The organism is Nocardioides sp. (assembly GCF_036401255.1).
GTDB lineage: Bacteria > Actinomycetota > Actinomycetes > Propionibacteriales > Nocardioidaceae > Nocardioides.
The window spans coordinates 1-7,921 of the sequence record NZ_DASWVI010000217.1 but is presented as its reverse complement, the minus strand read 5'-3'; the positions used below and the strand labels follow the sequence as shown (position 1 = coordinate 7,921).

13 protein-coding genes are annotated in these 7,921 nt (G+C 72.3%); 3 read left to right on the top strand and 10 right to left on the bottom strand.

The features are described from left to right. The 3 genes from VGD85_RS10240 to VGD85_RS10230 form a co-directional block, all read right to left on the bottom strand. Positions 1 to 572 (bottom strand): sulfurtransferase (locus VGD85_RS10240; RefSeq protein WP_331063335.1); only part of this gene is annotated, 572 nt, incomplete at its 3' end. 110 nt (positions 573 to 682) lie between these two features. Then, positions 683 to 1,144, bottom strand: coding sequence for a DUF4395 domain-containing protein (locus VGD85_RS10235; protein WP_331063334.1), 462 nt, complete (start codon positions 1,142 to 1,144; stop codon positions 683 to 685). Positions 1,145 to 1,434: 290 nt separating this feature from the next. Beyond that, entirely contained in the window at positions 1,435 to 1,914 is a 480-nt protein-coding gene (locus tag VGD85_RS10230; protein ID WP_331063333.1) for a thioredoxin family protein, read from the bottom strand. Positions 1,915 to 1,973: 59 nt separating this feature from the next. On the opposite strand from VGD85_RS10230, the gene VGD85_RS10225 reads away from it, so the two are divergent. Beyond that, positions 1,974 to 2,402, top strand: coding sequence for a VanZ family protein (locus VGD85_RS10225; RefSeq protein ID WP_331063332.1), 429 nt, complete (start codon positions 1,974 to 1,976; stop codon positions 2,400 to 2,402). On the opposite strand, the gene VGD85_RS10220 is transcribed toward VGD85_RS10225, so the two are convergent. Next, positions 2,379 to 2,669: a MerR family transcriptional regulator gene (locus tag VGD85_RS10220; protein WP_331063331.1), complete on the bottom strand. Its 291-nt coding sequence runs from the start codon at positions 2,667 to 2,669 to the stop codon at positions 2,379 to 2,381. The genes VGD85_RS10225 and VGD85_RS10220 overlap by 24 nt on opposite strands. A gap of 113 nt (positions 2,670 to 2,782) precedes the next feature. On the opposite strand from VGD85_RS10220, the gene VGD85_RS10215 reads away from it, so the two are divergent. After that, the gene (locus VGD85_RS10215; protein ID WP_331063336.1) at positions 2,783 to 3,214 is read left to right on the top strand and encodes an HSP20 family small heat-shock protein; all 432 of its coding nucleotides are present in this window, start codon (positions 2,783 to 2,785) and stop codon (positions 3,212 to 3,214) included. Positions 3,215 to 3,372: 158 nt separating this feature from the next. Here VGD85_RS10215 and VGD85_RS10210 read toward each other — a convergent pair whose 3' ends face one another. From VGD85_RS10210 to VGD85_RS10195, 4 genes are all read right to left on the bottom strand, one after another. Next, positions 3,373 to 4,194 carry a SipW-dependent-type signal peptide-containing protein gene (locus VGD85_RS10210; protein ID WP_331063330.1) on the bottom strand — a complete coding sequence of 274 codons (822 nt, stop codon included), beginning with the start codon at positions 4,192 to 4,194 and terminating at the stop codon, positions 3,373 to 3,375. Continuing rightward, positions 4,187 to 4,753 (bottom strand): signal peptidase I, encoded by a 567-nt coding sequence (locus VGD85_RS10205; RefSeq protein ID WP_331063329.1) that lies wholly within the window; start codon positions 4,751 to 4,753, stop codon positions 4,187 to 4,189. Before VGD85_RS10205 ends, VGD85_RS10210 begins: the two co-directional genes overlap by 8 nt. Positions 4,754 to 4,765: 12 nt before the next feature. Then, positions 4,766 to 5,305 carry an alternate-type signal peptide domain-containing protein gene (locus tag VGD85_RS10200; RefSeq protein ID WP_331063328.1) on the bottom strand — a complete coding sequence of 180 codons (540 nt, stop codon included), beginning with the start codon at positions 5,303 to 5,305 and terminating at the stop codon, positions 4,766 to 4,768. 119 nt (positions 5,306 to 5,424) lie between these two features. After that, a complete protein-coding gene (locus VGD85_RS10195; RefSeq protein WP_331063327.1) occupies positions 5,425 to 5,727 on the bottom strand; it encodes a MoaD/ThiS family protein in 303 nt (100 codons plus the stop codon). Positions 5,728 to 5,812: 85 nt separating this feature from the next. On the opposite strand from VGD85_RS10195, the gene VGD85_RS10190 reads away from it, so the two are divergent. After that, on the top strand, positions 5,813 to 6,592 hold the full coding sequence (locus VGD85_RS10190) for a response regulator transcription factor (RefSeq protein ID WP_331063326.1): 780 nt from the start codon (positions 5,813 to 5,815) through the stop codon (positions 6,590 to 6,592). Here VGD85_RS10190 and VGD85_RS10185 read toward each other — a convergent pair. Further along, positions 6,566 to 6,970 carry a hypothetical protein gene (locus VGD85_RS10185; protein WP_331063325.1) on the bottom strand — a complete coding sequence of 135 codons (405 nt, stop codon included), beginning with the start codon at positions 6,968 to 6,970 and terminating at the stop codon, positions 6,566 to 6,568. The two genes, VGD85_RS10190 and VGD85_RS10185, sit on opposite strands and share 27 nt — an antisense overlap. Next, positions 6,970 to 7,921: MMPL family transporter (locus VGD85_RS10180; RefSeq protein WP_331063324.1), on the bottom strand; the 952-nt coding region annotated here is incomplete at its 5' end. The genes VGD85_RS10185 and VGD85_RS10180, both read right to left, overlap by 1 nt.

The following is a 7,921-nucleotide window of genomic DNA, read 5'->3' as shown; positions in this document are numbered from 1 at the left end:
GGGATGTGGCCGGCGCGCTGCGCCTGCTCCTGGGGCAGGTGGGCCGGGGCGAGCAGCCGGCCGGCGTACTCGTCGGGGCTGCGCACGTCGACGAGGTTCTGGGTGCCGATCGCGGCGACGACCTCGTCGCGGAACGCGCGGATCGAGGTGTCCTGCTCGGTGGCGGAGTACGTCGTCCGGGGGCGGTCCGGCAGCGCCTCGGTGAGCTCACGCGAGTCGAGCTCCCACTTCTTGCGGCCGCCGTCGAGCAGCTTGATGTCCTGGTGGCCGTAGAGCTTGAAGTACCAGTAGGCGTAGGCGGCGAACCAGTTGTTGTTGCCGCCGTAGAGCACGACCGTGTCGTCGTTGGCGATGCCGCGCTCGGAGAGCAGGGCCTCGAACTGCTGCTTGTTCACGAAGTCGCGGCGCACCTGGTCCTGCAGGTCGGTCGTCCAGTCGAGCTTGACCGCACCCTTGATGTGGCCCTTGTCGTAGGCGGTGGTGTCCTCGTCGACCTCGACGAGCACCACCTTCGGGTCGTCCAGGTGTTCCTCCACCCACTGGGCGGTGACGAGGGATGTCTCGCGGCTCATGGTGTCTACCTTTCGTGTGCAGCGGGTGGCTGCGGGGTCTTGTGTGGGTGTGTGCTGGGGCGGGGTCTCGATACGCTCGCTGGCGCTCGCTACTCGACCACCGAGTCCGGTCAGTGCGCGGTGAGGCGCTTGGTGAGGAGGTACAGCTCGCAGCCGAGGCAGAAGCGGAACAGTGCGTTGAGCAGGGCGGCGACCAGGGCGAAGCCGGTCGCGACCAGCCCGAGGAGGTCGACGCCGGCGAGGAAGCCGACCAGCGCGACGACCGCGAACCCGAGCCCGACGGTCTGGGCGAACCGCGGCGGCGCCGGGTCCTCCAGGTGGTCGGGGGCCGCGAGGCGGGGCCGGACCAGGGTGCGGAAGGCCCAGGAGTACGGCGTGTGCTGCACCCCGCGGGCCGCGCCGATCGCGAACACCGCCGCCTGGAGGGCCAGCACGGCGATCGCGGCCGGGCCGGGGGCGCGGAGCAGCACCGCGATCAGCACGGCCGAGGTCACGGCCGCGGCGAACTGGGGCCCGCGGGGGTCGATCCCGGCGGCGCGGGTCTGCTGGGACTGCTGCTGGGTCGTGGACATGTCTCTCCTGCTGACGGGATCGGATGGCCGGCCGGGGGCGGGCGGGTCGCGGCACGCCGGCGGGCGGGACTCCCGGTCGAGGTCAGCGGAGCTGAGCTCGGTGGTTCGAGAGGAGAGGTGCGCGACTCGCGGTCAGCGCATTCGACACAGCGACGAGCGCGTGCGGCAGTGGTCCACTGCGCGGCGCTTGGTCAGCATGGTCGAGGACATGGCGAACACCGTAGGCGCCGGGTCCGGCCCGGCGACACCAGGCGTCTCTGTATTCGAGACGGTCGTCCACGGTCTGGACATCAGGTCGCGCCCAGCGCGGCGATCACCTGGTCCTTGCGCGGCGCGCCGACCGCGCGGGTGACCTCGCGGCCCGACGCGTCGAGGACCAGCGTGGTCGGCGTACGCATGATGCCGAGGGCGCGCACCAGGTCGAGGTGGTGCTCGGCGTCGACCTCGAGGTGCTCGACGCCCGGGACGATCCCGGCGACCTCCGTGAGCGTGCGGCGGGTGACGCGGCACGGCGCGCAGAACGCCGAGGAGAACTGCAGCAGCGTGGCCTGCTCGCCCAACGTGGCGTCGGGGAGGGCGGCGGTGACGTGGGACCAGGGGGTCGGTGGTTTCGAGACAGGCGCTAGCGCGCCTTCCTCAACCACCGGCGTCGGCTCGGCGTCGCGGACGCGGTGGGTGCCGCGGAACCGGCCGTCGGTGAGCGCGCGGTAGGAGCCGAAGGCGACCGCGAGGGCCACCGCGGCGATCACGATCCACGCACCGGTGCTCATGCCAGGCGCAACGAGCGAAACCACCCCCGCATTCCACCGCACCTGAGAGCGTTGCCCCCGTGGCCCCAGCGATCTCGAGACGGACGCTCGCCGTCGTGCTCGTCGCCTACGGGGCCGCGCTGGCGTTCGTGCTGCTGGTGCCGTCCGGGGCGGTGCCGTCCTCGGGGGCGTCGTGGACCGCGGACCTCGCCGACCGGCTCGGCGCGCCGGCGTGGATGGTGGAGCCGTCGCGCTGGGAGTTCGTGGCCAACGCGCTGATGATCACGCCGGTGTCGGCCCTCGGGTCGCTGCTGTGGCCGCGGCTGACGTGGCGCGACTGGACGGCGTACGCATTCGTGGCCGCGGGCGCGGTCGAGCTGGCCCAGGGGCTGTTCCTCCCGGACCGCTCGGCGGCGTTCGTCGACGTCGTCGCCAACACCCTCGGCGGGCTGCTGGGCGCCGCGGCGGTGTGGGTGGTGCGGCGGCTACGGCGTACGCCGGCCGCGTAGCCGGTCGACCTCGCCCTCGAGCCGGCGCACCCGGTCCTCGAGGCGGAGCACCTGGGCGATGCCGGCGAGGTTGAGGCCCTCGGCGAGCAGCTCGCGGATGCGGTGCAGCCGCTCGATGTCGGCCGGGCTGTAGAGGCGGGTGCCGCCGGCGGTGCGGTCGGGGTCGACCAGGCCGCGGCGCTCGTAGACGCGGAGGTTCTGGATCTGCATGGCGACCATCTCGGCCGCCACCGAGATCGCGAACACGCCGCGGGTGCGCTCGGCCATCCGTCGTCCTCCTCCGCGCTCAGGGTCTTGATTTTGCCTCACACTTGGAATATATGAAACCTATAACGGTTGATACAGGTAGCACCACCGAACGAACCTGAGGAGGACACGTGATGTTGCTGCGCACCACCGACCCGTTCCGGGACTTCGACCGACTCACCCAGCAGATCTTCGGCACCACGAACCGTCCCGCGGTGATGCCGATGGACGCCTGGCGTGAGGGCGACCGCTTCGTGATCGAGTTCGACCTGCCGGGCGTCAGCAAGGAGAGCATCGACCTCGACGTCGAGCGCAACGTGCTGACCGTCCGCGCCGAGCGCGTCGCGCGCAACGGCGACTGGGAGGCGCTGGCCTCCGAGCGTCCGCGCGGCATGTTCAGCCGCCAGCTGGTCCTGGGCGACAACCTCGACCTGGAGCACATCGAGGCGGCGTACGCCGACGGCGTACTGCGCCTGGTCGTCCCGGTCGCCGAGAAGGCCAAGCCGCGCAAGATCCAGGTGCAGGTCGGCTCGTCCGACTCCGAGCGCACCGCGATCGAGGCCTGAGCCACCGCACCCCCGCCCACACCGAGGGCCGTCCCCGCGAGGGGGCGGCCCTCGCTTGCTGTAACTCTTGCTGTAACGCCATGTTACCCCTTCCTGCGACCGTGTTGCAGCATGGTCGGAAGGAGGGGTAACACGGCGTTACAGCGAGGCGGGCGGGCTCAGCAGCCGGCCCCGGGCGAGACCCACTCGTCGCCGAACACCGTCTTGACCGTGGCCCCGGTCAGCGCCCCCAGGGTCGCCTGGAGGAGCCCGCCGGCCGGGACGGTCTGGATGAGGGCGCCGAGCACGTCGAAGACGCGGTACTCCCTCGCGCCGGGCACCTCCGCCCAGGTCATCGTGAGGTTGAGGCCCAGCACGCCGGTGCAGGTGACGGTCGGCGGCGTGAGCGGCACCGCCGCCAGGCCGACCCCGGCGATGTCTGCGGTGTCGGACCACGATCCGGTGGCCGCCTCGACCGAGATCGTCAGGTCCGTGGCGGCGGCCGCGAGGGCACTCGACGCGCCGGCCGGCAGGCCCACCTGCACGCACACCTGCTCCGAGGCTCCGGGTGCCAGCGTGCGCGCCGTGGCCAGCAGCGCGCCGCCGGCCGTGGTGGCCGACCCCGGCAGCGCGGAGCCGCCGCAGGTCGAGCCGCCGGTGGACGTCGCGTCGGTCAGCCGCAGGATCAGCGCCCCGAGCAGGCCGTTGCCGGCGTTGGTGCCCGCGGTCGAGGCCGTCCAGGTCAGCGGCACGTTGCCGTCGTTGCTCACCGTCAGCACCGCCGCCGCCGTCTGCCCCGGCACCAGCTGCGGCAGGTCGAGCGGGGCGTAGTCGGCCAGGGCGTCCTGGCCGTTCACGCGGACGTCGAGCCGGCCGGTCCGGATGGGACCACCGGGCACCGTGCCGCTGTCGCTCCAGAGCGCCCAGGTCCCCTGGTCGACGGTGAGCAGCAGCACGACCGCGAGGCCGGCGATCGCGCGCAGCACGCCGAGGCTAGGCATGCTGGACCTGGTGGGCCTCCGGGCGGCGCACCCGGTCCCGGAAGGCACCGGCGAACATCACCAGCGCGTAGAGGATCAGCGCCCCTGCGACGAGGTAGATGCCCACCGCTCGCTGCCGCGCGGTGAGCACCTCGACGATCCAGCCGAGGTAGGGCACGGCGTACCACCGCTGGCCCACGAGCTGGACGGCACGCACCGGCGCCACGTCCGCCACCGGGTTGGCATCACCCTTCGTGGTGAACGTCGGCGCACCCGACATGTCCACACCGACCCCGACCACCCGGTGGGTGACCACCGACGGGTCGTTGGCGCGCGGCATGAACGTGATGACGTCGCCAGTGCCGATGCTCGCCGGATCAACGTCCCTGACGATGACGAGCGTCCCCGGCGGCATGCCCGGCTCCATCGAGCCACTGAGCACCGCGAACGGGGTCGCGCCCGCCAACCGGGGGACGACGACCGCGGCGAGCACCGCACCGACGATCACCGTGAGCACCAGCCACTCGCCGGCGCGCAGCACGCCGGCGAGGACCGACCGACTCCTCGATCCGTAGGACATCGACCCGTCGGCTTACGCCTGGGTGATCGTGACCGTGAGGCTGTCGAGCAGACCCGCCAGATCCTGGCCCTGGAGGCCGGTGAGACCGGCGGCGAGCTCGACGGACAGCTTCGCCTTGATGACCTGGTTGTCGGCCACCGTGGCGCCGTCGAGGATCGGCGTCGTGCCGTCGGCCTCGGTGAAGGTCGCGCTGGCGTCCAGATCGGTCAGCGTCGTGACACCGTCCTTCACGAGCGGGGCCGGCCCGAACGAGAGCGTCGCGTTCGCCAGGTTGGCGCCCTTGATGTTGACCGTGAAGGTGCACAGTCTGGACAGCACGTCGCCCGGGACCATGAACAGGTTGGTCAGCGTGGCATCGGTGAACGTCGTGGACGTCAGCCCATTGACCAGGTCCCAGTCGCCACAGGATCCGGTCAGGTTCAGGTGGCCGGTGCTGATCGCCCCGCCCGGCACCTCGGCGTCGTCGTTCCACGCCGCGTGCGTCCCGAACCCACCCATCAAGAGCACTGCCGCGGCCGCGGCCGCCAGGGCACCTTTCGTCGACTTCCTCATGCGTCCCTCCCCTTCCGCAGAGCACCCGGCCCTCCCGACCGGGTGTGACGTGAGTCATACCCCTGGGAGCATGGGAGCACTAGCCGGTCCAGACCGGCGGGAGGGCGGCGAGGGCGGCGTCAGCCGCCGGCGAACGGGGGCAGGAACTCCACCGACGAGCCCGGCTCGACCACGACGGCGCCGGGGTCCTCGCTGTTGACCGGGCGGTCGCCGACCAGCGTCGAGCAGATCGCGAGCACGTCGGGCAGCCGGGTGCCGGGGTGCAGGGCGAGCGCGCGGGCGACGACCTCGGCCAGCGTGATCGGCCCGTCGACGACGAGGTCGTCACCGATGACGCCGGCCGCGGCGCGGGCCGAGGCCCAGTAGTGCACGCGGATGACGTCGGTCTCAGCATGCTGCGACGGATCCACGGCGACGTCCATGTTCGCTATTCTTCACGACCAGATCACTCCGCCGAAGCCCAGCGCTGCGTTTCGGCTCCCCCGCCCCAACGGGAGGAGACCAGTCATGAGCACGCTCCTGCTGCTCACCAGCGCACTGCAGCCGTCCGCCGAGGTGCTGCCCGCCCTCGCCCTGCTCGGCCACCAGGTCAAGATCCTGCCCGCCGAGGGCAGCGCGCTCCTCGAGGCGCCCGACGCGGACCTGCTGCTCGTCGACGGACGCGGCGACCTCGCCCACGCCCGCGACCTGTGCCGGCTGATCCGCACCACCGGCACCGACGTGCCCGTCCTCCTCGTGTGCACCGAGGGCGGGCTCGCCGTCGTCCTCCACGACTGGGGCATGGACGACGTCGTGCTGCACACCTGCGGCCCCGCCGAGCTCGAGGCCCGCATCAAGCTCGCCATCGGCCGGCTCGCCGCGCGCCGCGACGCCGACGACCCCGAGTCGCACGTGATCCGCTCCGGCGAGGTCGTGGTCGACGACGCGACGTACACCGCGAAGGTCGGTGGCCGGCCGCTCGACCTGACGTTCAAGGAGTTCGAGCTGCTGAAGTTCCTCGCCCAGCACCCGGGCCGGGTCTTCAGCCGCCAGCAGCTGCTGCAGGAGGTGTGGGGCTACGACTACTTCGGCGGCACCCGCACCGTCGACGTGCACGTACGCCGGCTCCGCGCCAAGCTCGGCCCCGAGAACGAGACCCTCATCGGCACGGTGCGCAACGTCGGCTACCGGTTCGTGCTGCCGGCCAAGGAGCAGAAGGCCGTCGCCGCCGACGCCCGCGCGACCGCGGCCGACCCGGCAGCGGACGCCGCGCCGAGCGCCTCAGGGGGCCAGGGCGCTCAGCGCTGAGGACAGCAGCGCGTGGTGGTGGGTGTACGCCGAGAGCATCGTGTAGAGCGCCCGGGTGGCGGCGACCGCCTCCCACGGCTCGATCGGGCCGCCCAGCTCCTGCGTGATCGCGGTCAGCGCGCGGATCTGGGCCCGCATGGCCTCGGCCAGCAGCCTGGTCTCCGGGTGCAGCGAGGCCTCGAGCAGGCAGACATCGTCGTCGTCGAGCCGTGGCAGCAACGAGGTCACGCAGACCCTGGCGACCCGCTCGCGCTCCGCCGTGACGTCGCCGCCGGCCTGGAACGCCGCGACCAGCTCGCGTCCCGCGCTCATCAGCTCCAGCCGGAGCCGGCCGTGGGCGTCGTCCGGGGTGCAGGTCGAGGCCAGGTCCACGATCATCACCGGCCCGTGCCGTCGTCGCGGCCCGGCGGCTGCGGCGCGACGTCCACGCGGCGGCGGCGCGAGCCCCTCCTCGTCTCCAGCGGTACGCCGTTGCCGCCGATCGCCGCCCCCTGGACGGTGCGCAGCGCCTGGACCAGGTTGTCGTACTGCTCGCGGAACCGCTCCAGCTCGGCCAGGGTCTCCAGGTAGTCCTGCCGGTAGGCGTCGCGTTCCACGATCAGGTCCCGCAGCGTGTCGAGGGCGGCCCGGGGGTCGTCGAGGCCCCGCTCGGCGTGCGCTCCCGTGGCCGCCGGGCCCGGCTCCGCCGGCTGTGTGGCCTCCCCCGCCTGCTCGGACCCGGCGCCGGCCAGGACGATCTCCCGCCGGTCGGGGTCGAGCTCGTCGAGGCCTTCCTCGAACGGGTCGACCGGGTGTGGCTCGAGCTCGATCTTGGGCAGGATCCGGTCCATCCAGCGTGGCATGTACCAGGCCAGGCGGCCGGCGACCGCCATCAGCGCGGGGACGAGGACGAGCCGGACCAGGGTCGCGTCGATCGCGATCGCGACCGCCAGGCCGAAGCCGAACAGGTTCACGACCCGGTCGTCGTTGAGCAGGAAGCTGGCGAAGACCACCACCATCACCGAGGCCGCGGCGGTGATCACCCGGGCCGTGGCCGCGATCCCGTCGGCGACCGCGGCGCCGGCCTGACCGGTGCGGAGGTACTCCTCACGGACCCGGCTGAGCAGGAACACCTCATAGTCCATCGACAGGCCGAACAGCACCGCGAACAGCATCATCGGGGCGAAGGACTCGATCGGCCCGGGCTGGGCGCCGAAGACGTCCGAGAGCCAGCCCCACTGGAAGATCGCGACCACCGCGCCGTACGCCGCACCGACCGAGAGCAGGTTCATCAGGGCGGCCTTGATCGGGACGAAGATCGAGCGGAACTCGACCAGCAGCAGCAGGAAG